Genomic DNA, 25,310 nt, shown 5'->3' with positions numbered 1-25,310 from the left:
TCGAATGTGGCGCTCGCTTCAGATAAAGGCATATTTGGCGAGAATGAGGAGTTTGGCCGCCTTGCTGAGCTTCACCGGCTCGCGCGGCGGCGCGAAACCACGCGCGATCAGCCGATCGAGAATTGCGTGGTAGTATTCCGACATGATGCGCGGCGCCTTGACGATGCGCCGGGGATACCGCGCCATGATGGCATCGGCTTTCTCATAATGCGCCTGCGCCTGTGCGATCAGCGGCACGCACACCTTCGGCACGGCCGGATGCGCGGCCACTTCCACGGGATCCGTGGAGGTGATGCCCGCCGCGATCAGCGCTTCGCGCGGCAGATAAAGCCGGCCGAGGGACGCATCCTCATCGATGTCGCGCAGGATATTCGACAGCTGCAGCGCGCGTCCCAGATGATGCGCCAGCGCCTCGCCGTCGGGCGAGGGAATGCCGAACACCTTCACCGACAGCCGGCCGACGGCACTGGCGACGCGGTCGCAATACAGATCCAGGGTGGCGGCATCCGGCGCGCGAATATCGGCTGGAATATCCATCTCCATGCCGTCGATCACCGCAAGAAAGTCCTCGCGCTTCAAGCCGAAGGTCTTCACCGCCGGGACATAAGCCGCAACCGAGGGCGGCGGATTGCCCTGATAAAGCGCGTCGATGTCGCGGCGCCATTGCGCCATGGCCTCGAGCCGCTCGGGGCGCGGACCATCGGAATCGGCGATGTCGTCGACATGGCGGCAGAAGCTGTAGATCTGGAACATCGCCTCGCGTTGCGCGGGCGGCAGAATCCGCATCGCAGCGTAGAACGAACTGCCGGACGCCTGGCCGGCGGCGGTGGTGGAAGTGGCTTGATCGGTCATGCGCCGGACGCCGTCCTGGACACAGCCGTTGTGCCGGTCGCGCGCTGGAACAACCCGGCAGCGATCGCCGTGAAGCTGTAGCCAGCGAATTGCAGCTTCGACAGATGAACGCGCTCGCTCAGGGGATCGCGAACCTGCAGCAGCTTGACGATCTTTTCGGCGTAGGTCTGGATCACCGAAACCTCCAGGCCAAGACGCAGATCCTTGACGCTGGGGCCGAGCGACTTGCCATCATGCAGGAGCGTCTCGGTGCGCTGCGCCAGCTTCTGCAGGCAATTCAGCAGGGCCGGCGGCGCACGATCCTGCCCAAGTTGCTCCACGCTCGCGCCTGCCGCGGCCAGAGCATCGAGCGGCACATAGACCCGATCGAGATCGCGATAATCCTTGCCGCAATCCTGCAGGTGATTGTTGATCTGCAGCGCCGCGCACAGCGCATCCGATGCCGCCCAGGTGGCACGGTCTTCGCCATGCACATCCAGCATGAACCGGCCCACCGGCATCGCCGAGAGCGAGCAATAATGGATGACTTCGTCCCAGTTGTCGTAACGCAGCTTGGTGACGTCGAGGCGGAAGGCGTTGAGCAAATCCTGCGCATGCTTCGGCGCCAGCGAACGGTCCGCCAGCGCGCGATGCAAAATCACCGCTTCGGGCTGATCCTCGTTGCGGCCGAACAGGCCGTCTTCCAGACGGTCCAGCAGATCGAGCTTCTGTTGCGGTTTGAGCGACGCATGATCGGCGATGTCGTCCGCCGTGCGCACGAAGTTGTAAAACGCCAGGATCAGCGCGCGATGCCGCGGATGAATGATCCACGACGCGACAGGAAAATTCTCGTCGCGATGGGTCTTGCCGGAGCGGAGGTCGGAAGCAGTTGTCATCGGAAACCGGACAGGTTGGCCTGGGCACGTCCCTTCCACATACCGCCTCGGCCCCTGTAATACTGATAGGCAGAGTTGATCGTGTACATCAGATAGGCAAACGCAATGGCTGGGAGGATGAGGCCCCAGAGGGGCGAGCGTCGATAATACCGCAAGGTGGGCTGGAAGGCGATTGCCATCAGCGCCCACGATCCCAAGGCAAACAGGTCCGCGGGATACCCTCCGATCAGGGCAATGATCACCGGAGCCAGATAAACGACGGCCATCGAGAGGATCGTGCCGGCCAGGTTCAACGGCGAATACTGCAACTGGGCGTAGGCCGATCGTGTGATCATGCCACCGACATCATCAAACGTCTTCGATTCACGGACGCTGCTGACGCCCTGGGAAAATCCGAGCCAGACCGGCCCGCGACTCTTGAGCAGTCCGCCCATCGCGCAGTCATCGATCAGGGCACCGCGGATCGCATCGATGCCCCCTGCGGCATAGAGCGCATCCCAGCGCGCCAGCAGGCAACCGCCGGCGGCCGCGGCTGTCGACCGATCCGGCCGCGCCACCCACGAGAACGGATAGAGCATCTGGAAAAAGAAGATAAAGGCCGGAATGAGAAACTGTTCGGCGAAGCTTTCGCATCGCAGTTTCGCCATCACCGATGTCATGGCCAGCTTCCCGTCGTCCGCTCGCGTTACCAGACGCGGCAGCACGTCGCCGGAATAGACGATATCGGCATCGGTCAGCAGGACATAGGTCGGCTCGATTTCGCGTTCCTCGACACGGCTGAGGCCCTGCTTCAGCGCCCACAGCTTGCCGGTCCATCCCGCCGGCGGGGTCCGGCCCGAAATCACGGTCAGCCGATCAGCGGCGCCGATCTCGGCAGCAGCCTTGGCAGCCAACTCCGCGGTGCCGTCGCTGCTCTGATCGTCCACCAGGATGATCGAGAACCGTCCGGCATAGGGCTGCGACAACAGCGAGCGGATGCAGTTGCCGATACTCGAAGCCTCGTCACGCGCCGGGATGACAGCCACGACCTCCGGCCATTCCGAGCGCGCGGCCGGGACCGGCAGGTTGTTGAAACGGGAATTGATCCAGAAGCCGCCGCGAAATCCAACCAGATAGATCCACGCGGCAAAGCCGATGACAGCGACAAGCAGCAACATGATGGCGATTAACTCGTTCAGCGTCCCCAAAGCCGACAACCCAGGGGCCCAAGGACCACCAGCAGGCGCGGTGGCATTTTCGGCTTTCTTTGCGCCCTATTTTAGAACCAAACAAGCCCAATTCCCATGACGAATTTCTCCCCCATGTCTCGATTTTTCACTTTAATATGATGTACTTAACCAGCCCCTCAAGTGCGCTGGTGTCACATGCGGGACAAAATCGCTGCCGCGACGGGGAGAAACCATGTCCAACACCGAACAACTGACCCATGGCGGCTTTTCGACTTCCCTCGCGATCGATGGCGACGCCATCGCCGGACCCTGGTGCACCCCGCTGCAGATGCTGGCGGAACAGTCCTATGACAACCACGCCTCGATCCACGACGATGCCACGGCGCAAAAGCTCGGCTTCCGTGGCGGCACCATCGAGGGGCCAACCCATTTCAGCCAGTTCGTGCCGCTGGGTGTCTCGGCCTGGGGAGAGCGCTTCCTGGAGAGCGGCTGCATCTCGGCGCATTACCGCAATGCCGTGTTCGAGGGCGAGGAGGTCCGAGCCTTCATGGCGCGTCCGGCGCAGGGCAACGGCCATACCGAGATCTGGATGCAGAAGAAGGACGGCACCGAAGTGTTGCGCGGCACCCTGTCGCTCGCTGGCGACACCGCGCCGACCGCGCTCGACCGGCGGCTGACCAGCCTTGCGCCGACCGGCCCGCTGGTCATCCTGCGCGATATTCGTGTCGGCATGCGATCGAGGCGCCATCGTGTCCGGATGGACCTCGATCAAAACATGGGCGCGCTCTATCCGTTCTCGCTGACGCAGAAACTGACAAAGATCACGCAAAGCTCATCCTGGTATTCGCCGCGCGAGGGCACCTCGTCGCCATCCTCATCACCTTGGGGGCGTCCCATCATTCCGATGGAAATGATCAGCGTGTTGCTGAACTACACCGCCAAGCTAGATCCATTCCCGGTGCGTGGCCCGGTGGTCGGACTGTTCGCAGATCAGGAAATCCGCCTGATCAACGGGCCGCTGTTCGTCGGCGAGGACTATGAGATCGAGCGCGAGATCGTGGCCGTGAGCGAAAGCAAGCGCACCGAGAGCATGTGGGTGCGCACGTCAGTCTATCATCCGGGATCGAACGACATCATCGCCAGCATGCTGCTCAACGGCGCAAGCCTGAAGGAGTCGTTCGTCGAACCCGGCAGTTAAGACCAAGATGGCCATGCAACACTACCCGCCACGCCGAATCGTCTGCCTCACCGAGGAAACCGTCGAAACGCTGTATCTGCTCGGGGAGCAGGATCGTATTGTCGGCGTGTCCGGCTACGCGGTTCGACCAGCGGGCGTACGGAAGGAAAAACCCCGGGTATCCGCCTTCATCTCGGCTGACATCCCCAAGATCACGGCGCTTGCGCCCGATCTCGTGCTGGCGTTCTCCGACCTGCAGGCCGATATCGTCGCTGACCTGGTGCGTGCCGGCATCGCGGTGCATGTTTTCAACCAGCGCGACATCGCCGGCATTCTCGCCATGATCCGCACGCTCGGCGCGATGGTCGATGCGGCGGCGCGAGCGAACGCGCTGGCCGACGGTTATGCGCGCCGCCTCGAACAGGTGGCCGCAGCAATCATCGCGTCCAAAGGTCTATTTCGAGGAATGGGACGAGCCGATGATCAGCGGCATCGGCTGGGTGTCGGAACTGATCGGCATCGCCGGCGGACGGGACGTGTTCGCACATCTGAGCACGGAGAAATCCGCCAAGGCCCGCATTGTTTCGTCGGACCAGGTGATTGCGGCGGCACCCGAGATCATTCTCGCCTCCTGGTGTGGCAAGAAGGTCGTGCCCGACAAGATCCGGCAGCGCCCGGGCTGGAGCGAGCTACCGGCGATCCGCGACAATCGCATTATCGAGATCAAGTCTCCGATCATTTTGCAACCGGGGCCGGCGGCACTGACCGACGGGCTCGATGCCATCGTTGCGGCACTCGGCTCTTTGAGATGATCAGAGAGCGATCTCCGGCAACGCGATCGTGCTCGCAGCCGTGACGACCTCGCCATTGCGCACCAGGCGGATGGCCCAGTCGATATCCGGATGGAAATAACGATCGTCGTCGAGATGCGGCACCGCGCTGCGGAGCAGGTGCCGGACCGCTTCAAGCGCGGCGCTTGAGGCCAGCGGCGCATGAAAGTCGCAGGCTTGCGCGGCTGCGAGCAATTCGATGCCGATGACGGCAGAGACGTTCTCCGCCATCGGCAGCAGCCGGCGGGCCCCGTGCGCCGCCATCGACACGTGATCCTCCTGGTTCGCGGATGTCGGGATGGAATCGACGCTGGCCGGATAGGCCCGCTGCTTGTTCTCGGAGACCAATGCGGCGGCCGTGACCTGCGCCAGCATGAATCCGGAATTGAGGCCGGGCTTTGCGGTCAGGAACGCCGGCAGGCCGGACAATGCCGGATCGACCAGCATGGCAATGCGCCGCTCCGCCAGCGAACCGATCTCGCACAGCGCGAGCGCGATCATGTCGGCGGCAAACGCCACCGGCTCGGCGTGGAAGTTGCCGCCCGACAACGCTTCGTCATCGGCGGAAAAAATCAGCGGATTGTCGGAGACGCTATTGGCCTCGATCAGAAGCGTTGCCGCGGCTTGGCGCAAGAGATCGAGACAGGCGCCCATGACTTGCGGCTGACAGCGCAGACAGTACGGATCCTGCACCCGCTCGTCGCCGACCAGATGCGATGCGCGGATCGCGCTGCCGGCAAGCAGCGCGCGCAGCGCCGCCGCGGTTTCGACCTGGCCGCGATGCTTGCGCAATTGATGGATGCGCGGATCGAATGGCGTATCCGAGCCGCGCGCCGCGTCGGTGGACAGCGCGCCGGTGACGAGTGCGGAGCGGAACACCGTCTCGGCCTCGAACAGTGCCGCCAGCGCATAGGCGGTGGAAAACTGCGTGCCGTTGAGGAGAGCGAGGCCTTCCTTGGCACCGAGCGTCAGCGGCGAAAGGCCGGCACTCGCCAGCGCCGCCGCCGCCGGCAGGCGACCGACCCTGGTGAAGGCTTCACCGACACCGATCATCACGGCTGCCATCTGGGCAAGCGGCGCAAGATCGCCGGAGGCACCGACCGATCCCTGCGCCGGCACCACGGGAATGATGTCGTGCGCCAGCATGGCCTGCATGAAATCCAGTGTCGCAGGCTGAACACCGGAAGCGCCCTGCCCCAAGCTGGCAAGCTTCAGGGCCATCATCAGCCGGGCAATCGCCACCGGCATGGCCTCGCCGACACCGGCGGCGTGGGACAGCACGATGTTGCGCTGAAGCGTGACGAGGTCGGCCGCGCCGATGCGAACGCTTGCGAGTTTGCCGAAACCGGTGTTGATGCCGTAGACCGGCTCGCCCTTCGCCACGATACGGGCAACCGTATCCGCGCTCGCCTGCACCGCCGGACGGCAAGCCGGATCGAGTGTCGGGACTGCGCCGCGATAGACCGCACGCCAATCAGAAAGCGGAACGGCGCCGGGTGTCATGACAATCGTCGCCACCATCCCCTCCGGATCTGCGCGGACACGTCAATCTGACGCGAATGACTGTTACGCTCAAGCGCCTTGGCGACACACCAGCGTTGTTCACACCGCGCCCATCATGGGAACAGGCCGCGGGTATCCTTGGCGCCGCGGACACGCTCCACGCCCATGGCCATGGCCGCGGTGCGGTTGAAAATCTTGTCACGTTTGGCGCGCGCCACCATTCGGTCGAAGGCGCGGTCGAGAATCTGATACTCGCGCCGCATCACCTCTTCCTCTTCCCAGAATAGCTGCTGCAGGTCCTGCACCCATTCGAAGTAGCTGACGACCACGCCGCCGGAATTGCAGAGAATGTCCGGGATCAGGAAGATCTCGTCCTGGCGCTTTTCCAGGATCAGGTCCGCCTCGGGTGTGGTCGGGCCATTGGCGCCCTCGGCGACGACGCGGCAGCGCAGCTTCTCCGCAACCTTGGCGTCGATCACCCGCTCCATGGCGGCGGGAACGACGACGTCGCAGGCCAGCATCAGGATTTCCTGCGGGTCGATGGCGAGTTCGTTGGAATAGCCCATGAGGCTGCCGCGGAGCGCCGCATACTCGACCAGTGCGGGAATATCGAGTCCCGCGGCGCGATGCAGCGCACCGGTGTGATCGCTCACCGCGATCACCTTCACGCCCATATTGTGCAATTCCAGCGCGGCAATGGAGCCGACATTGCCGAACCCCTGCACCACCGCGGTCGCGCCGTTGAGCGCGATCTGCAAATCGTTGAGCACGCGACGGGTGAGATAGGCCACGCCACGTCCGGTCGCTTCACGCCGCCCGAGCGTGCCGCCGGCGGTCACCGGCTTGCCGGTGACGATCTCGGTGACGGTGCGGCCCTGGTACATCGAGTAGGTATCCATGAACCATGCCATCACCTGCTCGTTGGTGCCCATGTCCGGCGCCATCACATCGGTGTGCGGCCCGACGAACGGAATCATCTCCTGCATGTAGCGCCGTGACAGCGCCTCGAGCTCGTGCTTCGACAAGGTGGACGGATCGACCCCGATGCCGCCCTTGGCGCCGCCATAGGGCAAACCGACCAGTGCGCATTTCCAGCTCATCCAGATCGCGAGTGCGGCGACCTCGCCAAGATCGACACTGGCGGCGAACCGCGTGCCGCCCTTGGTAGGACCAAGGGTGAGATGATGCTGCACGCGATACCCCTCGAACACCGCGGTGGTGCCGTCATCGCGATGGATCGGACAGGAAATCGTGATCGCGCGCTTGGGCATCAGCAGGCGGGCGCGCTCGTCCACTGGGATCGACAGATGGTCGGCGATGACACCGAACTGGTTGACCGCCATCTCGAAAACCGGACCGCTATACACAGTCATTCGATCCTCCTTTGCTGGTCGCATTCAATTGCATCGAGCCACGCGTTGCGTTGAGCAGCGCGCGTTCTCACGCCGCCGTCTTTTTTTATCCGGCAGCGATCAAACCAGATGCTCGATTTCAAGATCAGGTGTCCAATGCAAATTTCACATTTGCGTTTTCGGCGACCCGCTGACTGAGCCAAACCCACCGCCCGTCGGAGTAACGATGGTCACCGCGTCACCTGCGACCAGCACCACGCTGGCGCATCCGCCCAGCTTCTCAATGCCGCCGGTGCGGCGCACAAGATTTTCACCGAGCTGACCGGGCTCTCCGCCGTCGACGCCGAACGGCTGGACACGCCGATGACCGGAAAGAATCGCGCACTCCATGGTTTCCAGGAAGCGGATGGTGCGCCGCGTGCCGTCGCCTGCCGTGTGCCGCCCCCTGCCGCCGGAGCCGCGGCGGATGGTGAACTCTTCCAGCACCACCGGAAAACGCGTTTCCAGGATCTCCGGATCGGTCAGGCGTGAATTGGTCATGTGGGTGTGCACGCCGGACGCGCCATCGAAATCAGGACCTGCCGGCGCACCGGAACAGATCGTCTCGTAATACTGGTAACGATCATTGCCAAAAGTCAGGTTGTTCATGGTGCCCTGGGCGCTTGCCAGCGCCTTCAGCGCACCGAACAGGCAGTTGGTGACCGCCTGGCTGACCTCGACATTGCCGGCAACGACGGCGGCGGGATAACGCGGTGCCAGCATCGACCCCTCAGGCACCACCAGCCTGATTGGGCGCAGACACCCGGCATTCATCGGGATCATGTCGTCGACCATGACCCGGAACACATAAAGCACGGCGGCGCGGGTGACAGGCGCCGGCGCATTGAAATTGTCCGGCCGCTGCGGGCTGGTGCCGGTGAAATCGACGGTGGCCTCACGCTTCGCCTTGTCGACGCTGATCCTGACCTTGATGACCGAGCCTTGGTCGATCTCGTAGCTGAATTCGCCATCAGCCAGCCGATCGAGCACCCGCCGGACACTCTCCTCGGCGTTGTCCTGGACGTGGCCCATATAGGCATTGACCACATCCATGCCGAAATAGCCGATCATCTTCTTCAGTTCGGCCACACCCTTCTCATTGGCCGCGATCTGCGCCTTGAGATCATTGATGTTCTGCACGGCATTGCGCACCGGATACCTGGCCGTGGTCAGCAGCGTTTCGAGTTCCTTTTCCCGGAACGTTCCGCGATCAACCAGTTTGAAGTTGTCGATGTAGACGCCCTCTTCCTCGATGGTGACGGCGACCGGCGACATTGAGCCCGGCGCGATGCCGCCGACATCGGCATGATGGCCGCGGCTGGCGATCCAGAAGATGATCTTCGTCTCGCTGTCGTCGAACACCGGGGTGCAGACCGTGATATCCGGCAGATGGGTGCCGCCATTATAGGGCGCGTTGATCGCATAGACGTCGCCGGGGCGGATATCCGTATTCTGGGTCAGGATGGTTTCGACCGACTTGTCCATCGATCCCAAATGCACCGGCATGTGCGGTGCATTGGCGACAAGCGCGCCTGTGGCATCGAAGATCGCACAGGAAAAATCGAGCCGTTCCTTGATGTTGACCGAATAGGCGGTGTTCTGCAGGGTGACGCCCATCTGTTCGGCAATCGACATGAACAGATTGTTGAAGATTTCCAGCATCACCGGATCGGCGGCGGTGCCGACCGCGGCCCGCGCCGGCATCGCCTTGACCCGCGCCAGCACCAAATGGTCGCGCCCGGTCAGCCGGGCTTCCCAGCCATCTTCCACCACGATGGTCTGGTTCGGCTCGATGATAACAGCGGGACCCGGCATGCGGTGTCCAGGGACGATCGCTTCGCGCTGATAGACCTCAGCTTCATGCCAGCGGCCAGCGCTGAAGAACTGCGTGCGACGTGCGCTGGGCGGAATGTCCGCCGCCACAGCCTCGCGCTCCGGCTCGCTGAATGTTGCCGCGCCGCCAACCGCCTCGACACTGATCGCCTCGACCACCAGCGGTTTGGACCCGTCGACAAAACCGAATCGCTGGCGATGGGCTGTCAGGAAATTGTCCCGCAGTGTCTGGCGATGATCGGCGGAGATCTGGCCGGCACGGCTGGAGAATGCGGGGATCTCCAGCGTGGTGTCGGTGCCGGCATATCGGATGTGGGCGCTGACATTGACGGTGACAGCACTGCGCTCAACCCCCTGCCCGGTCAATTCCGACAGGCAGAGATCGCCGAGCTCCTTGCCAATCGCTGCCAGCGGCTCGCTCGCCGCCTCCAGCGGCACGTCAAGCGCCTGCACCCGGACGGCGCGGATGTCCGCGAGGCCCATGCCATACGCCGACAACAGGCCGGACATCGGATGGATCAGCACCTTGGTCATGCCAAGCGCATCGGCCACCAGGCATGCGTGCTGCCCGCCGGCGCCGCCGAAACAATTCAGCGCATAGGCGGTGATGTCGTAGCCGCGCTGCACAGAAATCTTCTTGATCGCTTCCGCCATGTTGGCGACCGCGATCTGGATGAAGCCATCGGCGACCTGTTCCGGTGTCTGGCCGCCTCCAACCTGCGTCGCCATCTCGGCGAACTTATCGCGCACGATCGAGGTATCAAGCGGCTGCCTCTGGTCGGGGCCAAAGATCGCCGGAAAGAAATCCGCAATCAGCTTTCCGGTCATGACATTGGCGTCGGTCACTGCCAGCGGCCCGCCGCGGCGATAGCACGCCGGTCCTGGGTTGGCGCCGGCGGATTCCGGGCCGACACGGAAGCGGGCGCCGTCGAACTGCAGCAGCGATCCGCCTCCCGCCGCCACGGTGTGGATCAGCATCATCGGCGCGCGGCTGCGCACCCCGGCAACTTCCGTTTCGAACGCGCGCTCGTACTCGCCGTTGAAATGCGCGACGTCGGTCGAGGTGCCCCCCATGTCGAAGCCGATGACACGGTGAAAGCCGGCCGCGTCGCCGGTCTTGGCAAAGCCGACCACACCGCCGGCCGGGCCGGACAGGATGGCATCGCGCCCCTGGAACAGATCGGCAGCGGTGAGCCCGCCCGAAGACATCATGAACATCAGCCGGATGCCGGTGCGTTTGATATCCAGTTCCTCGGAGACCTGCGCCACATAACGGCGCAGGATCGGCGAGAGATATGCGTCCACCACCGTGGTATCGCCCCGGCCGACCAGCTTGATCAATGGCGACACGTCGTGGCTCGCCGATACCTGGGTGAAACCGATGCGGATGGCGGCTTCCGTCAGCGCCTTCTCGTGATCGGGAAACCGATAGCCATGGATCAGTGCGATGGCGATGGCGCGGATGCCGGCCGCATAGGCCGCCTTCATCGCCTCAACCGCGTTAGGCAGATCGATGGCGCGCTCGATCGTGCCGTCCGCACGCATGCGCTCATCGACCTCGATGACCTGCTCATAGAGCTGATCGGGCTTGATGATGTTGCGGGCGAAGATATGCCGGCGATCCTGGTAGCCCAGCTCGAGCACGTCGCGGAAACCGCGGGTGGTGACAAACAGCGTGCGGTCGCCCTTGCGCTCCAGCAGCGCGTTGGTCGCCACCGTCGTCCCCATCCGCACCTCATCGATCAGACCTTCCGGGATCGGCTGGTCCGTTTCAAGCCCGAGATGGGCGCGAATGCCGGCGACCGCGGCGTCGCGATAGGCACCGGGATTTTCCGACAGCAGCTTGCGGGCGTGCAGGCCGCCCTGCGGGTCGCGGCCGATCACATCCGTGAACGTGCCGCCACGATCGATCCAGAAATTCCAGCGTGACATCTCAGTCTCCGTCAAGTTCAGACAATAGCAGACCGCTCGCATGCAAAGAGCTGCATTGCGTCGGCACTGCCTTCAGGTTTACGTCAGTTTCGTTTCGGCAGATCCATCCGTCACATTCCGAGGTAGATCCGCCTCACCTCCGGGTTATCGCGGATCTCCGCGGCAGGGCCGCTCATGACGATGCGGCCGGTCTGCAGCACATAGGCGCGGTCGGAAATCTCCAGGCTCTCCGACAGCCGCTGCTCGACCAGCAGCACGGTGACGCCGGTGTCACGGATCTTCTGCACGGCGGCAAAAATCTCGTCGACCAGCTTGGGCATGATGCCTTGTGACGGCTCATCCAGCATCAGCAGCCTGGGACGGGTCATCAGGGCACGGGATATCGCCAGCATCTGCTGCTCGCCGCCCGATAGCGTCGCCGCACGCTGCTCCAGCCGCTCTTGCAGCCGCGGAAACAGCTTGAACACGAACTCCAGCGGCGCGTCACGATCAGGCTTGTCGCGGTACAGATAGCTGCCGAGCCGCAGATTGTCGGCCACCGACAGCCGCGGGAACAGCCGCTTGTTCTCCGGCACATAGGCCAGGCCCCGTGCCGTGATCTGGTGGGCCGGCACGGTGTCGATGCGTTCGCCGGCAAAGTTCACGGTGCCGGAACGGGCCTTTTCCATCCCGGCGATCGACTTCAACAGCGTCGACTTGCCGGCGCCATTGGCGCCCGCCACCGTCACGATCTCGTTGGCGGCAACCGAGATCGAGATGTCGGAGATGGCAACCAGGCCCCGATAGGCGGTGGTGATATTTGCGACCTCAAGCAGCACGGTGGCGATCTCCGAGATAGGCGGCAATGACACCGTCGTCCTTGACCACGTCCTTGGGATGTCCCTCCGCCAGCACCCGCCCCAGATTGAGCACCACGGCGCGGTCCACCAGCGGCATCACCACCTCCATGACATGCTCCACCATCACAATGGTGATGCCGCTGTCGCGGATCTTGCGCACCAGTTCAGCGCCGGCGCGGGATTCCGCCGGCGTCAGTCCGGTCAGCACTTCATCGAGCAGCAGCAATTTGGGTTCGGTGGCGAGCGCGCGCGCCACTTCCAGCCGACGCTTCTGCGGCGGGGTCAGGTCACCGGCCGAGACATTGGCTTGCGCAGTGAGTCCGACATAGTCCAGCACCTCCAGCGCCTTCAGCCGGGCCTGGCTGGCCCTTGGATGGCGGACGAAGGCGCCGACAATGACATTCTCCACCACCGACATCGAATCGAAGGAGCGCGGCACCTGGTAGGTGCGGGCGATGCCGAGGATGCAGCGATCCGCGGCCGGCATGGTTGTGACGTCACGGCCCTCGAAGTGGATCGATCCCGACGACGGCGGAAACGCACCGGCGATCAGGTTGAACAGCGTGGACTTGCCGGCACCGTTCGGCCCGATGAGTCCCAAAATCTCGCCCCGGTTGATGGTCATGTCGATGGATTCGTTGGCCACCAGGCCGCCGAAACGGCGGGTCACCTTGTTGCAGATCACCAGCGTCTCGCTCATGACGCCGCCCTCTTCCGTCCGAAGCCGTCGAAGATGCTCATGATGCCCTCGGGACGGGTCAGCGACACCACCATGATCAGGGCGCCATAGACCGCGAGGTCGAGTCCCGAGCCGCTGCCGCCCATGTAGGAGCGGGTGAACTCGGCCAGCGGGATCAGGATCAGGGCGCCGACCGCCGGCCCCCACAGCGAGCCGATGCCACCCAGCACCGCCGGCAGCGCCATCAGCAGCGAGAAGCGGAACTGCATCACGCTTTCCGGGTCGATGTAGGAGACGAACGCCGCGTAGAAGCCACCACCGATGGCGGTGAAGAAGGCAGAGACGCCCGCCGCCGCCATCTTGGAATGGAACACGGTGACGCCGAGGCTCTCGGCGGCTTCCGGGTTGTCCTTCACCGCCCGCCACCAGTAACCCCAGCGCGACTCCACAATGGCGAAGGTGACCAGCCACACCACCGCAAACAAGCCCAGCACGAAATAGAAGTACGGCGCCTTGTCGCGGGCGAATTGCAGTGTCCACCAGCTGTCGGGGCCGAACGGCCACTGGATGCCGAGCGCAGCCCCTGCATAATCCCAGTTGTGCACCAGCAAGAGGCCCATCTCGGCGATCACGATGGTGGCGATCGAGAAATAATGCCCCTTCAGCCGAAAACAGGGATAGCCCAGCGCCAGCGCCAGCAGCGAGGCCAACACCCCGCCGGCGGCCAGGCCCACCCAGGGCACGATGCCGAACTTCACGAACAGGATGCTGGTGACATAGGCGCCGATCCCGAAATACAGCGCATGCCCGAGCGAGACCTGGCCGCAATAGCCGCCGAGGATGTTCCAGCTCTGCGACAGCGCCGCGAACAGCAGCGTCAGGATCAGCACATTCATCAGATAGACGTCGGAGATCAGCTTGGGCACCAGCGCCAGCGCCGCAAACACGATCAGCGCCGTGATCAACTGGCGGCGGCGGGCGGTGAGATGGCCGGCGATCGGAGACAAACTGACCGGCGTTGGTGTCGTTGCAGGTGTGGCCACTGGTGTGGTCATGGCATCGTCGCTCATCACAGCCTCCCGAACAGGCCGCTCGGCCTGATGAACAACACACCGAGATAGAGCGTGTAGATGCCGACCGACTTCAGCGCCGGCGGCAGGATCACCGTGGTCAGCGCCTCGACCAGCCCGACAACGACACCGGCGACCAGCGCGCCGAAGATGCTGCCGAAACCGCCGAGCGCCACCGTGACATAGGCGATCAGGCCGAAGGTGCTGCCTACATTGGGATGGATGTAATAGAAGACCGCCAGCACCGCCCCGGCAAGTCCGACAAGCGCGGCACCAAGCCCCCAGCCCAGCGCGAAGACGCGGTTGCGGTCGATGCCGACCAGGGCCACGGCGCCCTGGTCCTCACGCGTCGCCTCCAGCGCCTTGCCGAAATCGGTGCGGGTGATCAGCAGGAACAGGCCGCCGAAGGTCGCAAGCGAAATCAGGCCGCCATAGATCTGCGGCCAGGGCAGGAACACGCCGCCAACATCGAGGGTGCGGCCGCCGAGCCAGGAGTGCTGGATGCTCTTGAAATCGGGCGTGAAGAAATACTGCGCCAGGCCCTGGATCAGGATGGCCAAACCAAAGGTGGCGAAGATCTGCACCATGCCCTGGTTGGTGGTGGCGCGCATCGCATAACGCACCACGCCGGCATAGGCCGAGACCCCGACCGCGAACATGATGGCCACCACCAGCGGCATCAGCAGGATCGGATCCAGCGTGGTGGCCAGCACCAGGCCGAAGGTGGCGTACATCGCCAGCATCAGGAACTCGCCATGGGCGAAGTTCACCACGTCCATCAGCCCGAAGATCAGCGACAGCCCCACCGCGATCAGGGCGTAGATCAGCCCCATCAGGAGGCCGCTCGCCAGCACTTGCAAAAGCGCCTGTGTCGTCATGTCTGCAACATCCTCGTGCCCACATCCGAAGTTCGTGACACATCACAACGCGCCGCACGTCACCTCGCCCCGCTTGCGGGGAGAGATCGCCGTGCGCTATCGCGGCGGAGGAGGGGGCGCCGCCACAAACTTCGCAGATTGAAAAAGCCCCTCACCCCACCCCTCTCCCCGCAAGCGGCAGGGGAATCGCATATGGCTTTGCGTCCCCTATTGCATTGGAAGGCAAGACGGATTCTGAACATGACTCCCGGATCACGGAGGGAGTCGGATGGAGCAGTTCAGGAGCAATTTTCGGCAGCTGCCAGACCCGCGGGCGGAGAATGCAAGGCACGACCTGCTGGAAGTGTTGTTCATCGCGCTGGCGGCAACGTTGTGTGGGGCGGAGTCCTGCTCGGATATGGCGGACTTCGGCCAGTCCAAAGAGGGGCTGTTGCGGCTGTTCCTGCGTCTGGAGCATGGCATCCCGAGCCACGATACGTTCAGCCGGGTGTTCCGCCTGCTCAAGCCGCAGGCCTTCGAGAACGCATTCCGTCGTTTCATGGCCGCCTTTGCCAAGGCCAATGGGCTCAAGCTTTCTGGAGTGGTGGCAGTCGACGGCAAGGCTTTGCGCGGGGCCTACGAACGCGGTGGCAAGGCCACGCCGCTGCATCTGGTCAACGTCTTTGCGGTGGACGCCCGTATGGCTTTGGCCCAGCAGAAAGCACCCGGTCGCAACGAGACGGCGGGCGCTTTGGAAGTGCTCGAGCTTCTGTCCCTCGAAGGCTGCATCGTTACAGCCGACGCACTGCATTGCCACCGAGCCTTTGCGGCAGCGGTGCGCGAGCGTGGCGGCCACTATGTTCTGGCGATCAAGGCAAACCGCGGGCGTTTGTTCACCGCGGTTACGCAACAGTTTGCGCGATCGGGCAAGCGCAGCGTCGCCGAGCAGATCAACCAATCCACCCACGATCGGCGCGAAGCTCGGCGCGCGACCATCATGCGCAATACCAGCTTGGCCACCCTCTACGGCTTCCCGGGCGCGGCTGCGGTGGGCCGCGTCACATCGCGCAGGCGCTTGCGGGGTCGGCGGGCCGATGCCCCGGCCGTGCGATACTATTTGCTGTCCAAATACATCTCCCCCAAGCGGCTGCTGCACGTCACGCGCAGTCACTGGGGCATCGAGAACCAGCTTCATTGGGTCCTCGACGTCCATTTCGCCGAGGATGGCAATCGTGCGCGAAAAGACAACGCTCCCGAGAACCTCGCCATTCTGCGAAGGCTGGCCCTCAACATTCTGCGAACTCACCCGGATCGAGCTTCTCTGCGCCGCAAAATCAAGCGCGCCGGCTGGGACGATACCTTCCTCATGCAGATCCTCAGCCATATGCGATAGCCCTGCCGCAAGCGGGGAGAGGGGTGCGCCGTGCGTCATCGCAATGGAGAGGCGCGCCGCGCGGGCGGAGGCCTCATCTCAAGCTTTACGCGTTCATCGGCCAGAGCGGCTCGGCGACCGCCACCGAGGTGGGATAAACGGTAACGAACTTGCCGCCGATATATTGAATCAGCACGGGGTCGGCGTCGACGTTCTGCCCATCGGCCCCGAACTTGACCCGCTTCCACGGCATGATGGTGCGGTCGCCAGGAATATCGGTTGCCGCCAGCGCGGCCCGGATCTTTTCGCCGTCGGCCGACTTGGCGCGGTCAATCGCATCCGCCAGCACCAGGACCGCCATCAACTGACGCGAGGTGTTGTCGTTGAGGTCGCGCCCGGCACGGGCCTTGAACATCTCGTTGACCTTGAGGATGCTGGGCCGCTTCTGCGCCATGTCGAGCGAGAAGCTGGCGCGCGAGATGATGCCGATCGCCTTGTCGCCGACTGCATCGAAGAACGCCTTTTCCGAAAAGCCCGCAGCCTGGGCCACGATGTTCTTCGGCTTGTAACCGAGCTCATCCATGGTCTTCATCAACAGGATGGCGTCGGTGGTGTAGCTCGACGGCAGCAGCACGTCCGGATTGGCCGACTTGAGCTGCTGCACTTCGGCGGTCAATGACGGCGAATTGGACTTGTACTTGATGTCGGCCACGATCTTGTAGCCGCGCTCGGCCGCGAGCTTGCGCTGCACGTTCGAGGAATCGGTGCCGAAAATCGTGTCCTCATAGAAGATGCCGAGGGTGTCGACCTTCTTGCCGGCCTTCTTCTGCGCGTCGAGAAACTCGAACATCCCAAGCGAGAACATCTCGTCGTGCGCGGCGGGGCGGAAGAAGAACTTCAGCCCGCGGGTGTGCAGGCTGGGCGATGACGAATCCGCCGCCACATAGGGAACGCCGTAACGTTCGCAGGTCGCGCTCGCCGTGGCTGATACCGACGAATGGTAGGCGCCGATGATGGCGACAACCTTTTCCTGGGTGATCAGCCGCTCGGTTTCGGCGCGCCCCTTCTGCGGGTCGGCCTGATGATCGGCGAAGATCAGCTTGATCTTAGCGTTGCCGAGCCCAGGGAGGCCGGCGTTTTTCGCCGTCGGCAGATCGAGGTCGTAGCTGTTGTTGACGATCTCGGCCGCGGTCTCCAGCGCATGACGCGCATCGACGCCGACCTGGGCGCTTGAACCCGACAGCGGATAGATCACGCCGACGGGAATTTCTCCGCCGGACTGGGCCAAGGCGCGCGTCCCGAGCAGGGACAGCGCGGCGCCGGATAGCAGAACTTCACGACGATTCATCGAGATGACTCCTGGAGGTTAAGAGCGCCGGTATGCGGCGTCGATGTTTTCGCTATTGGATGGCGAATTCAGTGTTGCGCCGATCGGTGATGAGCATGGCACCCGGCGCATGGGTGATGGCGAAATCGGGACGCGATTCCAGAATGACCGATTGCGGAGTCACGCCACACGCCCAAAATACCGGCACTTCATCGTGCCCGATGCTCACCGCGTCGCCATAGTCGGGCTTGCCGATGTCGGCAATGCCGATGTCGGTCGGGTTGCTGAGATGCACCGGCGCACCATGCACCGAAGGAAACCGCGTCGTGATCTGGATCGCGCGGATTGCATCGGCCGGCTTGAACGGACGCATCGATACCACCATCGGGCCCGCGAACGGTCCCGCCGGCACGCACGGCACATTGGTGCGATACATCGGCACCGTGCAATCCTCCTCGATATGACGGAGGCCGAGACCGTCGGCCATCAACGCGCCTTCGAACGATTGCGAGCATCCGATCACGAACGCGACAAGATCGCTGCGCCAGTGCGCCATGATGTCGGTCGGCTCTTCGATCAGCTTGCCGTCGCGCCAGACCCGGTAGCGCGGCAGGTCGGTGCGGATATCGAGATCGATCCCGAGCGAAGGGATTCGCGGGTTACCGACTTCGGAGATGCCGATGATCGGGCACGGCTTGGGATTGAACTGGCAGAAGCGGTGAAACGACGCCGCCAGCTTTTCCGGCAGGATGGCCAGGTTGCCCTGCACATATCCGTTGGCGATGTTGGCGGTCGAACCGGTGATCTGGCCGGTGCGGCAGGCCAGACGGGCCTCCCGGCCAGCTTGCGGGGCGGCGAGTGAGTCCTGCGGTTGGCTGATAGACATAAACACATCCATTTTTTTCTTGGTCCCGCCTTACTCGGTCCCCGATCTCGGTTGCCGATTGCGGTCCCTGTCTTTTCGGTCCCTGCGCTTTGCAAGGATCGTTCCTCTCGACAGGGGACCATTGTGACACGATAATGTCTAATCGTCTTTTTGGATCAAGATCGATAAATCTGACTTATCTACCCTTTTACGGGTTTGGCGGATGGTAGATTTCAAAAACATCGAGACGTTCGTCTGGGTGGTGGCCCTCGGCAGCTTCCGCGGCGCCGCGCACAAGCTCAATACCACCCAGCCGGCGATCTCCCAGCGTATCGCGCAGCTCGAGGCCGAGATGGGCGTGCGGCTGCTGCAGCGGGACAACCGCGCGGCGCTGCCGACGCCGAGCGGCCGGCAGATGATGCTTTATGCCGAGAAGCTGATCGGGCTGCGCGCAGAGATGCTAGCGGCGGTGCGCGACCGCACCGCCATGCGCGGCGTACTACGGCTCGGCGTGTCGGAAACCATCGTTCACACCTGGCTGTCGCGCCTGATCAAGGATGTGAACACCACCTATCCGAACCTGTCGCTGGAAATCGAGGTCGACATCACCCCGAACCTGCGCGCCCGGCTGCTGGCGCAGGAGATCGATCTGGCGTTCCTGCTGGGACCGCTGACCGCGCCGACGGTGCGCAATCGGGTGCTGTGCGCGTACCCGAACGGCTTCCTCGCCAGCCCCGCGCTGAAGCTCGGGGACAAGACCATGACCGCGCACGATCTCGCGCAATTTCCGATGATCACATTCCCGCGCAAGACCCAACCCTACGAGCTGATCCGCTCGCTGTTCAACCGCTCCGACCTGCCTTCGGTGCGGCTGCACGCCAGCGCGTCGCTGGCCACCGTGATCCACATGGCGATCGAGGGCCTCGGCATCGCTGTGATCCCGACCGCCATTGTCGAGAACGAGATCGCCGACGGCCGGCTGCAACTGCTCAAGACCACCATCTCGATCCCGTCGCTGACGTTTTCCGCAAGCTGGCTCGCGTCCCCCGATGCGCTGGCGGTCGAACTGGTGGCGCAGATGGCGGTGGAATTGGCGCAAGGACAGAGGACGCAGGCCGCGGGATGATGCGCGGAGCCGGCGTGTGACGTCGTGCGAACCTTCGCGCTCGGTCTCGCCATATCAGTAACAAGTCATGCGCGCTCGATATGATATCCTTGCCCATTCGGCGAATTCATGCCCCCTGACGCACAGTCGGAGAAACAGCAATGCAGTTGCGCAACTTTGGACGCACGGGACTGAAGCTCTCGGTGCTCGGCTTCGGATGCGGTGCCGTCGGCGGACTGATGGTGCGCGGCGACCCGGCCGACCAGGAGCGCGCCGTCGCGCGGGCCGTCGACGCCAGCGTGAATTACTTCGACACCGCCGTACAGTATGGCAACGGCGAGTCGGAAAAGAACCTCGGCCGCATTTTACGGAATTTGAAGCCAGCCAATGTGTTCGTCGGCACCAAGGTCCGGTTGCTTCCAGGTGACGACGGCTGTATCGGCAACGCCGCAGCAGCGTCACTCGAAGGCAGCCTGGCGCGGCTTGGTCTCGACCGGGTCGACATCTTTCACCTGCACAATCCGATCACCGCAACAGGCGGCGAAGGAACGCTGAGCGCCCGACAGGTGCTCGACGATGTGGTGCCGGCATTCACGCGCCTTCGCGAGCAGGGAAAGACCCGCTTCCTCGGGATCACCGCCGTCGGCGACACCGCGCCCCTGCAGCAGGTAATCGACTCCCGCGCTTTCGACAGCGCACAGGTCGTCTACAACATGCTCAATCCATCGGCCGCCGAGGACTTGCCGGCGAATTATCCGGCACAAGATTATGGCCGGTTGTTCGATCACGCTACCACGGCCGGCGTCGGCGTGGTGGGCATCCGCGTGCTCGCCGGGGGCGCGCTGTCGGGCGCGGCCGAGCGCCATCCGATCGCCAGTCCCGCGCCCGAGCCGATCGGTTCGGCCATGAGCTACGATGCCGATCTCGATCGCGCACGACGTCTCATGGCGCTGGTGAAGGACGGGTTTGCCGCGAGCCTGGCGGAGGCCGCGACACGGTTCGCGCTGTCTCACGCGGCGATGGGGACACTTCTGATCGGCATCGCGACGCCACAACAGTTCGACGACGCCCTCGCTGCGGTCGAGAAAGGTCCACTGCCGAAAGTGGCACTCGACCGGTTGTCCGAACTGCGGCACGGCTTTTCCGGCGAACCGCGATAATCGCCGAGACTGACAGCCAGGCGGCATCTTGAACTCGCACCAGGTCTGGAGACGCTCCATGAAATTGGATCTGCAAACCTTCAGAGACTCAACTGCGCACTCGCAGCCGCCCGCCGACCTGAGCCTCGCCCTGCAGGCCTTGTGGTGGGATGCAAAGTGCGATTGGGGCAAGGCGCATGAGCGCGCCCAGGAGCGCGACGATGCGGCGGGTATGCACGTGCACGCCTACCTCCATCGCAAGGAAGGCGATCACTCCAATGCCGCGTACTGGTATCGCCGCTACGGTGCCCCGCCGTCGCGGCTGACGCTCGATGAGGAATGGGACGAACTGGTCCGCGCATTCTTGGCGCAAGGCTGAGGCCGCCGTCCGCAGACGTGCGATGCCTGCCCCAGATGTCGCCTGTCAGATTCACATCTCCCCTGTCATTATTGCGGGAGACGAAGGCGTCCCACCCACTATCGTCATCACCGGGCTTGTCCCCATGGGCGCTAAGATTCCCTGTTTGTGCGCCGAGGTGTCTCCCACATTCTGCTGTCATGCCCGCGAAGCGGGCATCCAGTATGCCCGGTGTGAGTGCCCTAAGCACAGAGCATATTACGAACGCCTGCGTTTACTGGGTCCCAAGCGCGACTCGGCTTCGCCGAGTCGCAGAGGTCAAGCCGGGGGACGACACTGAAAGTGACGAGACGCTTCAGTTCTTAGCACCTATGGGGCTTGTCCCGGTGATCCCGCTTAAGAGGGCACTGCGTCCCTAAGCGAGGTTGTTTCCGCGACTTCGGCGAAGCCGAAGTCGCGGAGGACAAGCCCGGCAACGACAAAAGAGGGGATCGTGTCCAGAGGTCCTACCTACTGCCTGTGCTCGATTCGTCGAGGACCCTGAACGAATCCTCCAGCTGCGCCGAAATCGGCACATTCAGCCGCTCGCCGGTGGGCAGGCGCCCGACGAACCACTTCCTGTAGAGCGGCAGCAGGTCCTGGTTAGTGGCAAGCCGGCGCATCGCCCGCTCCACCACTTCGGTCACCTGCCGCTCACCCTTGCGGAACATGATGCCGTAGGGATCGTAGGACAGATAATCGCTGGTGACCCGGAACTTGTCCTGCGACTTGTGCAGCGCGATCAGTCCGAACAGCAGGATATCGTCGCTCGCGAAGGCGTCCGCCTTCTGGTCGATCAGGGCCTGGTAGGCCTGTTCGCGATTGTCGACGGCCACGAATTTCAGGCCCAGCGAAAACTTGGTATCGACCAGGTGCATGGCCTGCTCGTTGGTGGTGCCTTTCAACACCACCAGGGTCTTTCCCTTCAAGTCCTTCGCCTCGTTGATCGCAGACGCCTTGGACACCATCAATTTGGTGCCGGACACATACATCATCGGCGAGAACGCGACCAGCTTGCCGCGTTCGGCGTTCGCCGTGGTCGAGCCGCACTCGAAATCGATCTTGTTCTCGACGACAGGCGGAATCCGGTTGTCGACGGTGACCTTGACATAATCGATCTTGAGATTCGCCTCATCGACCACGGTTCCGATCTCCTCGACAATCGCCTCGCAGATTTCGAGGCTGTAGCCGATCGGACGGTTGGCGTGATCGAGAAACGAAAACGGCAGCGAGTCATCGCGATACCCAAGCCGCACGGTCTGGGTCTTCTTGATGTTGGCGAGGGTGGGACTGAGCGCTCCCTCGACGGTCTGGGCGCCGGCGGTGGCCGGCATCCAGACAAGGGCGGCCAGCACGGCCGCCCGAACCATGGTCTTGACGGATTCACGCATCGGTCGCTCCAATCTTTGGAAACTTATGCGGGAACCGGCTCTCCGGGAATCGCGTCGGGCGGCACCACGTCGTCCGAACGCAGTTCGTGCTCGGGCGCGAGTTCGCCTTCCCACTTGGCGACGACAGCAGTGGCCAGCGAGTTGCCGATCACATTGGTGGCGCTGCGGCCCATGTCGAGGAAGGTGTCGATGCCCATGATCATCAGCAGCCCCGCTTCGGGGATGTTGAACTGGGCCAGCGTCGAGGCGATCACCACCAGCGACGCGCGGGGCACGCCCGCGACGCCCTTCGAGGTGATCATCAGCGTCGCCAGCATGGCGAGCTGGGTGCCGAGCGACATCTCGATGTGATAGGACTGCGCGATGAAGATACTGGCGAACGTGCAGTACATCATGGTGCCGTCGAGGTTGAACGAGTAACCCAGCGGCAGCACGAAGCTGGATATGCGCGACGAGGCGCCAAAGCGGTTGAGCCCCTCCAGCGTCTTTGGATAGGCCGCTTCCGAACTCGCGGTCGAGAACGCGATTATCAGCGGTTCGCGGATCAGCCGCAGCAGGTGGCTGTAGCGCGGTCCGATGACGATGAAGCCGACCACGACGAGGATGCCCCACAGAATGGCGAGCGACAGGTAGAAACCGCCCATGAAGACGACCAGCTTCCACAACACGCCAAGGCCGTTCTTGGCCACCGTTGCCGCCACCGCCGCGAACACCGCGAGCGGCGCAAACAGCATCACATAACTTGTCACCTTGAGCATGATGTGACCGAGATCATCGATCAGCGCCAGCATCGGCTTCGAGCGTTCCGGCATGGCGCCCATTGCCACCGAGAAGAACACCGCAAAGATCACGATCTGCAGGATTTCGTTTTGCGCCATCGCATCCGCGATCGAGGTCGGGATCAGATGGGTCAGGAATTTTTCGAGGGAGAAAGCCGACACCGGCAGACCTGTCGACTGGGTCGCCGCCGGCAGTGTGCCTGGAAAGTTCGCGCCCGGCTGCAGCAGATTGACCATGATCAGGCCGAGCAGCAAGGAAACGAATGAAGCGGTGACGAACCAGCCCATCGTCTTGGCGAAAATTCGCCCGAGCTTGGAGCCGCTGCCCATGTGGGCAATACCGCCGACCAGCGTCGCGAACACCAGGGGAGCGATGATCATCTTGATCAGACGCAGGAACAGCATCGCGATCAGATTAATGCTGGAGGCGACTTCCGATCGATTGTCCGGCAGATATTCATAAACGGCGGTGCCGACAACGATGCCGAGCACCATGGCAATGAGAATGTAGCGAGTAAATTTATTGGACATGGCCAAGCACTCCCCAATCCCGACGGTGCTTGAGTATGACGAAAATTTAACAGGGAGCAACCGAGTTGGAGACGAACTCCATCGTGCTGTTGCACATTCGCAGCACGATCAGGTTCCGCGCGTCGTTTGAGAAGTCCGTTTTTCGCTTGCGGTCTCCTGCAGCTTCAGGTCAGGATGAGGCATTAGATATTTGCCTTAGATACTGGCCTTGCGCGAATTGCTGCGCAGTTCGCCGGCCACGCGATTGACCTTGTTTCGCAGTGCGCCGAGCCCGGCCGTGTCGAGACCGGTGGCGCACATCATGGCGTCCGGGATCTCTCTCGCCTTGTGACGGAATGCGTCGCCCTTCTCGGTCAACGCAATCCGAACCACGCGCTCATCGTCCGTATCGCGCCGCCGCGTGATCCATCCGTTCGCCTCCATGCGCTTGAGCAGCGGCGTCAGTGTTCCGCTGTCGAGAAACAGCGGTTCGCCCAGCTGTTTCACCGTTTGCCGGTCACGCTCCCAGAGTTCGAGCAGCACCAGATACTGCGGATAGGTCAGCCCCTCCGGATCGAGAAACGGCTTGTAAGCCTGGGCAAAGGTATGGGCCGCGGCATAGATGGCGAAACACAGCTGGTTCTCCAGCAGTTGCTCCGGCGGACTCTCCGTAGGGGAATTTTTATGTTTCTTCAACGGCTTCGCTCCAACTGCCGGCGCGGACAAGGCTCCCCGGGCCGTCACGATTCGGTGCAGGCTATTCAATAGCACACAATCCACTTGACAATACATAGCCGGCAATTCAATAGTGCACAATTCAATTACTGATCGCACTGGCTGCGGTAGGCTGTTGCGGTGAGACCCAGATCAAACCGACGCTCCTCAGGAAGGAACACGCCATGTCTCTGCAAAAAGTCGTTTACCAGGCTCATGCCAAGGCCACCGGCGGCCGCGATGGCCGCGCCGTCACCTCCGACAACGTTCTCGACGTGAAGCTCGCCACGCCGAAGGAAATGGGCGGCGCCGGCGGCGTCGGCACCAATCCCGAGCAGCTGTTCGCGGCCGGCTATTCCGCCTGCTTCCTCGGCGCGCTGAAGTTCGTCGCAGGGCGCGAGAAAGTCGCGCTGCCCGAGACCACCACGGTCGACGGCACCGTGGGCTTCGGCCCGATCCCGAACGGCTTCGGCATCGAAGCCGAGCTCAAGGTGACGATCCCCGGCCTGCCGCGCGAACAGGCCGAAGCGCTGGTCCACAAGGCCCACCAAGTGTGCCCGTACTCCAACGCCACCCGCAACAACATCGACGTGCGCCTGGTCGTCGCCTGACGATCACGAGACCTGACGGCTGATTTCGGCGGAGCGCCACGCGCTCCGCCGTTTTGTTTCCACTCGATTGGAAAATGCTCTAGCGTCCTTTGG

The 25,310-nt window shown here is 63.1% G+C and carries 21 protein-coding genes and 1 pseudogene; 7 read left to right on the top strand and 15 right to left on the bottom strand.

All coding sequences use genetic code 11. The features are described 5' to 3' along the window. Positions 1 to 18 precede the first annotated feature (18 nt). The 3 genes from hpnD to RS897_RS14515 are packed head-to-tail and all read right to left on the bottom strand — an operon-like array spanning position 19 to position 2,884. Entirely contained in the window at positions 19 to 852 is an 834-nt protein-coding gene (gene hpnD, locus RS897_RS14525) for a presqualene diphosphate synthase HpnD (protein WP_315837218.1), read from the bottom strand. After that, positions 849 to 1,727 (bottom strand): squalene synthase HpnC, encoded by an 879-nt coding sequence (gene hpnC, locus RS897_RS14520; RefSeq protein ID WP_315837217.1) that lies wholly within the window; start codon positions 1,725 to 1,727, stop codon positions 849 to 851. The genes hpnD and hpnC overlap by 4 nt, the downstream gene beginning before the upstream one ends. Continuing rightward, the gene (locus RS897_RS14515; protein ID WP_315837216.1) at positions 1,724 to 2,884 is read right to left on the bottom strand and encodes a glycosyltransferase; all 1,161 of its coding nucleotides are present in this window, start codon (positions 2,882 to 2,884) and stop codon (positions 1,724 to 1,726) included. The genes hpnC and RS897_RS14515 overlap by 4 nt, the downstream gene beginning before the upstream one ends. 244 nt (positions 2,885 to 3,128) lie before the next feature. Here RS897_RS14515 and RS897_RS14510 point away from each other — a divergent pair, with 244 nt between their 5' ends. After that, positions 3,129 to 4,094: a hypothetical protein gene (locus RS897_RS14510; protein WP_315837215.1), complete on the top strand. Its 966-nt coding sequence runs from the start codon at positions 3,129 to 3,131 to the stop codon at positions 4,092 to 4,094. Positions 4,095 to 4,107: 13 nt separating this feature from the next. Next, positions 4,108 to 4,885 (top strand): annotated as a pseudogene (locus RS897_RS14505) (cobalamin-binding protein). Here the strand turns inward: RS897_RS14505 and hutH are convergent. The 7 genes from hutH to RS897_RS14470 form a co-directional block, all read right to left on the bottom strand. Further along, on the bottom strand, positions 4,886 to 6,406 hold the full coding sequence (hutH, locus tag RS897_RS14500; protein ID WP_407654550.1) for a histidine ammonia-lyase: 1,521 nt from the start codon (positions 6,404 to 6,406) through the stop codon (positions 4,886 to 4,888). Between the two features lie 113 nt (positions 6,407 to 6,519). Next, complete coding sequence (locus RS897_RS14495) at positions 6,520 to 7,779, bottom strand: Glu/Leu/Phe/Val family dehydrogenase (protein WP_315837213.1); 1,260 nt, start codon at positions 7,777 to 7,779, stop codon at positions 6,520 to 6,522. A 144-nt stretch (positions 7,780 to 7,923) separates the two neighbouring features. Beyond that, a complete protein-coding gene (locus RS897_RS14490) occupies positions 7,924 to 11,562 on the bottom strand; it encodes a hydantoinase B/oxoprolinase family protein (RefSeq protein ID WP_315837212.1) in 3,639 nt (1,212 codons plus the stop codon). A 110-nt stretch (positions 11,563 to 11,672) separates the two neighbouring features. Further along, positions 11,673 to 12,380 carry an ABC transporter ATP-binding protein gene (locus RS897_RS14485; protein ID WP_407654549.1) on the bottom strand — a complete coding sequence of 236 codons (708 nt, stop codon included), beginning with the start codon at positions 12,378 to 12,380 and terminating at the stop codon, positions 11,673 to 11,675. After that, on the bottom strand, positions 12,370 to 13,101 hold the full coding sequence (locus RS897_RS14480) for an ABC transporter ATP-binding protein (protein WP_315833604.1): 732 nt from the start codon (positions 13,099 to 13,101) through the stop codon (positions 12,370 to 12,372). Before RS897_RS14480 ends, RS897_RS14485 begins: the two co-directional genes overlap by 11 nt. After that, entirely contained in the window at positions 13,098 to 14,150 is a 1,053-nt protein-coding gene (locus RS897_RS14475) for a branched-chain amino acid ABC transporter permease (protein WP_315833605.1), read from the bottom strand. The genes RS897_RS14480 and RS897_RS14475 overlap by 4 nt, the downstream gene beginning before the upstream one ends. Further along, complete coding sequence (locus tag RS897_RS14470; RefSeq protein ID WP_315837211.1) at positions 14,150 to 15,028, bottom strand: branched-chain amino acid ABC transporter permease; 879 nt, start codon at positions 15,026 to 15,028, stop codon at positions 14,150 to 14,152. Before RS897_RS14470 ends, RS897_RS14475 begins: the two co-directional genes overlap by 1 nt. A 268-nt stretch (positions 15,029 to 15,296) precedes the next feature. Between RS897_RS14470 and RS897_RS14465 the strand changes: the two genes are divergently transcribed. Beyond that, positions 15,297 to 16,400 (top strand): ISAs1 family transposase, encoded by a 1,104-nt coding sequence (locus tag RS897_RS14465; RefSeq protein ID WP_315837069.1) that lies wholly within the window; start codon positions 15,297 to 15,299, stop codon positions 16,398 to 16,400. An 85-nt stretch (positions 16,401 to 16,485) separates the two neighbouring features. Here RS897_RS14465 and RS897_RS14460 read toward each other — a convergent pair whose 3' ends face one another. Together RS897_RS14460 and RS897_RS14455 are read right to left on the bottom strand one after the other, a co-directional pair. Then, complete coding sequence (locus tag RS897_RS14460; protein WP_315837210.1) at positions 16,486 to 17,727, bottom strand: ABC transporter substrate-binding protein; 1,242 nt, start codon at positions 17,725 to 17,727, stop codon at positions 16,486 to 16,488. Between the two features lie 52 nt (positions 17,728 to 17,779). After that, positions 17,780 to 18,604: a putative hydro-lyase gene (locus RS897_RS14455; protein WP_407654493.1), complete on the bottom strand. Its 825-nt coding sequence runs from the start codon at positions 18,602 to 18,604 to the stop codon at positions 17,780 to 17,782. 190 nt (positions 18,605 to 18,794) lie between these two features. On the opposite strand from RS897_RS14455, the gene RS897_RS14450 reads away from it, so the two are divergent. From RS897_RS14450 to RS897_RS14440, 3 genes are all read left to right on the top strand, one after another. Beyond that, complete coding sequence (locus RS897_RS14450; protein WP_315837208.1) at positions 18,795 to 19,697, top strand: LysR family transcriptional regulator; 903 nt, start codon at positions 18,795 to 18,797, stop codon at positions 19,695 to 19,697. 140 nt (positions 19,698 to 19,837) lie between these two features. Next, positions 19,838 to 20,836, top strand: a complete 999-nt coding sequence (locus tag RS897_RS14445) for an aldo/keto reductase (RefSeq protein ID WP_315837207.1) — start codon at positions 19,838 to 19,840, stop codon at positions 20,834 to 20,836. 58 nt (positions 20,837 to 20,894) lie between these two features. Then, on the top strand, positions 20,895 to 21,194 hold the full coding sequence (locus tag RS897_RS14440; RefSeq protein ID WP_315837206.1) for a hypothetical protein: 300 nt from the start codon (positions 20,895 to 20,897) through the stop codon (positions 21,192 to 21,194). A gap of 485 nt (positions 21,195 to 21,679) precedes the next feature. On the opposite strand, the gene RS897_RS14435 is transcribed toward RS897_RS14440, so the two are convergent. The 3 genes from RS897_RS14435 to RS897_RS14425 all read right to left on the bottom strand — a co-directional run bounded on the left by RS897_RS14435 (position 21,680) and on the right by RS897_RS14425 (position 24,588). Continuing rightward, positions 21,680 to 22,603, bottom strand: a complete 924-nt coding sequence (locus tag RS897_RS14435) for an amino acid ABC transporter substrate-binding protein (RefSeq protein ID WP_407654492.1) — start codon at positions 22,601 to 22,603, stop codon at positions 21,680 to 21,682. Positions 22,604 to 22,626: 23 nt separating this feature from the next. Next, a complete protein-coding gene (locus tag RS897_RS14430) occupies positions 22,627 to 23,913 on the bottom strand; it encodes a dicarboxylate/amino acid:cation symporter (RefSeq protein WP_315837205.1) in 1,287 nt (428 codons plus the stop codon). 195 nt (positions 23,914 to 24,108) lie between these two features. Further along, positions 24,109 to 24,588 (bottom strand): MarR family winged helix-turn-helix transcriptional regulator, encoded by a 480-nt coding sequence (locus RS897_RS14425; protein WP_315837204.1) that lies wholly within the window; start codon positions 24,586 to 24,588, stop codon positions 24,109 to 24,111. Between the two features lie 203 nt (positions 24,589 to 24,791). On the opposite strand from RS897_RS14425, the gene RS897_RS14420 reads away from it, so the two are divergent. Continuing rightward, positions 24,792 to 25,217 carry an organic hydroperoxide resistance protein gene (locus RS897_RS14420; protein ID WP_315837203.1) on the top strand — a complete coding sequence of 142 codons (426 nt, stop codon included), beginning with the start codon at positions 24,792 to 24,794 and terminating at the stop codon, positions 25,215 to 25,217. Positions 25,218 to 25,310: the final 93 nt, after the last annotated feature.

The organism is Bradyrhizobium prioriisuperbiae (assembly GCF_032397745.1).
In the GTDB taxonomy this organism is placed as follows: domain Bacteria; phylum Pseudomonadota; class Alphaproteobacteria; order Rhizobiales; family Xanthobacteraceae; genus Bradyrhizobium_A; species Bradyrhizobium_A prioriisuperbiae.
The sequence above is the reverse complement of the archived record's forward strand: the minus strand, read 5'-3'. Positions and strand labels throughout refer to the sequence as shown.

Excerpts from the sequence above, each read along its gene's own strand:
- RS897_RS14475 (WP_315833605.1), bottom strand. The coding sequence starts at position 14,150 with ATGAGCGACGATGCCATGACCACACCAGTGGCCACACCTGCAACGACA.
- RS897_RS14460 (WP_315837210.1), bottom strand. The coding sequence starts at position 17,727 with ATGAATCGTCGTGAAGTTCTGCTATCCGGCGCCGCGCTGTCCCTGCTC.
- RS897_RS14455 (WP_407654493.1), bottom strand. The coding sequence starts at position 18,604 with ATGGATGTGTTTATGTCTATCAGCCAACCGCAGGACTCACTCGCCGCC.
- RS897_RS14470 (WP_315837211.1), bottom strand. The coding sequence starts at position 15,028 with ATGACGACACAGGCGCTTTTGCAAGTGCTGGCGAGCGGCCTCCTGATG.
- RS897_RS14445 (WP_315837207.1), top strand. The coding sequence starts at position 19,838 with ATGCAGTTGCGCAACTTTGGACGCACGGGACTGAAGCTCTCGGTGCTC.
- hpnD (WP_315837218.1), bottom strand. The coding sequence starts at position 852 with ATGACCGATCAAGCCACTTCCACCACCGCCGCCGGCCAGGCGTCCGGC.
- hutH (WP_407654550.1), bottom strand. The coding sequence starts at position 6,406 with ATGACACCCGGCGCCGTTCCGCTTTCTGATTGGCGTGCGGTCTATCGC.
- RS897_RS14435 (WP_407654492.1), bottom strand. The coding sequence starts at position 22,603 with ATGCGTGAATCCGTCAAGACCATGGTTCGGGCGGCCGTGCTGGCCGCC.
- RS897_RS14480 (WP_315833604.1), bottom strand. The coding sequence starts at position 13,101 with ATGAGCGAGACGCTGGTGATCTGCAACAAGGTGACCCGCCGTTTCGGC.
- RS897_RS14515 (WP_315837216.1), bottom strand. The coding sequence starts at position 2,884 with ATGTTGCTGCTTGTCGCTGTCATCGGCTTTGCCGCGTGGATCTATCTG.
- RS897_RS14430 (WP_315837205.1), bottom strand. The coding sequence starts at position 23,913 with ATGTCCAATAAATTTACTCGCTACATTCTCATTGCCATGGTGCTCGGC.
- hpnC (WP_315837217.1), bottom strand. The coding sequence starts at position 1,727 with ATGACAACTGCTTCCGACCTCCGCTCCGGCAAGACCCATCGCGACGAG.
- RS897_RS14510 (WP_315837215.1), top strand. The coding sequence starts at position 3,129 with ATGTCCAACACCGAACAACTGACCCATGGCGGCTTTTCGACTTCCCTC.
- RS897_RS14440 (WP_315837206.1), top strand. The coding sequence starts at position 20,895 with ATGAAATTGGATCTGCAAACCTTCAGAGACTCAACTGCGCACTCGCAG.
- RS897_RS14465 (WP_315837069.1), top strand. The coding sequence starts at position 15,297 with ATGGAGCAGTTCAGGAGCAATTTTCGGCAGCTGCCAGACCCGCGGGCG.
- RS897_RS14420 (WP_315837203.1), top strand. The coding sequence starts at position 24,792 with ATGTCTCTGCAAAAAGTCGTTTACCAGGCTCATGCCAAGGCCACCGGC.
- RS897_RS14495 (WP_315837213.1), bottom strand. The coding sequence starts at position 7,779 with ATGACTGTGTATAGCGGTCCGGTTTTCGAGATGGCGGTCAACCAGTTC.
- RS897_RS14490 (WP_315837212.1), bottom strand. The coding sequence starts at position 11,562 with ATGTCACGCTGGAATTTCTGGATCGATCGTGGCGGCACGTTCACGGAT.
- RS897_RS14450 (WP_315837208.1), top strand. The coding sequence starts at position 18,795 with ATGGTAGATTTCAAAAACATCGAGACGTTCGTCTGGGTGGTGGCCCTC.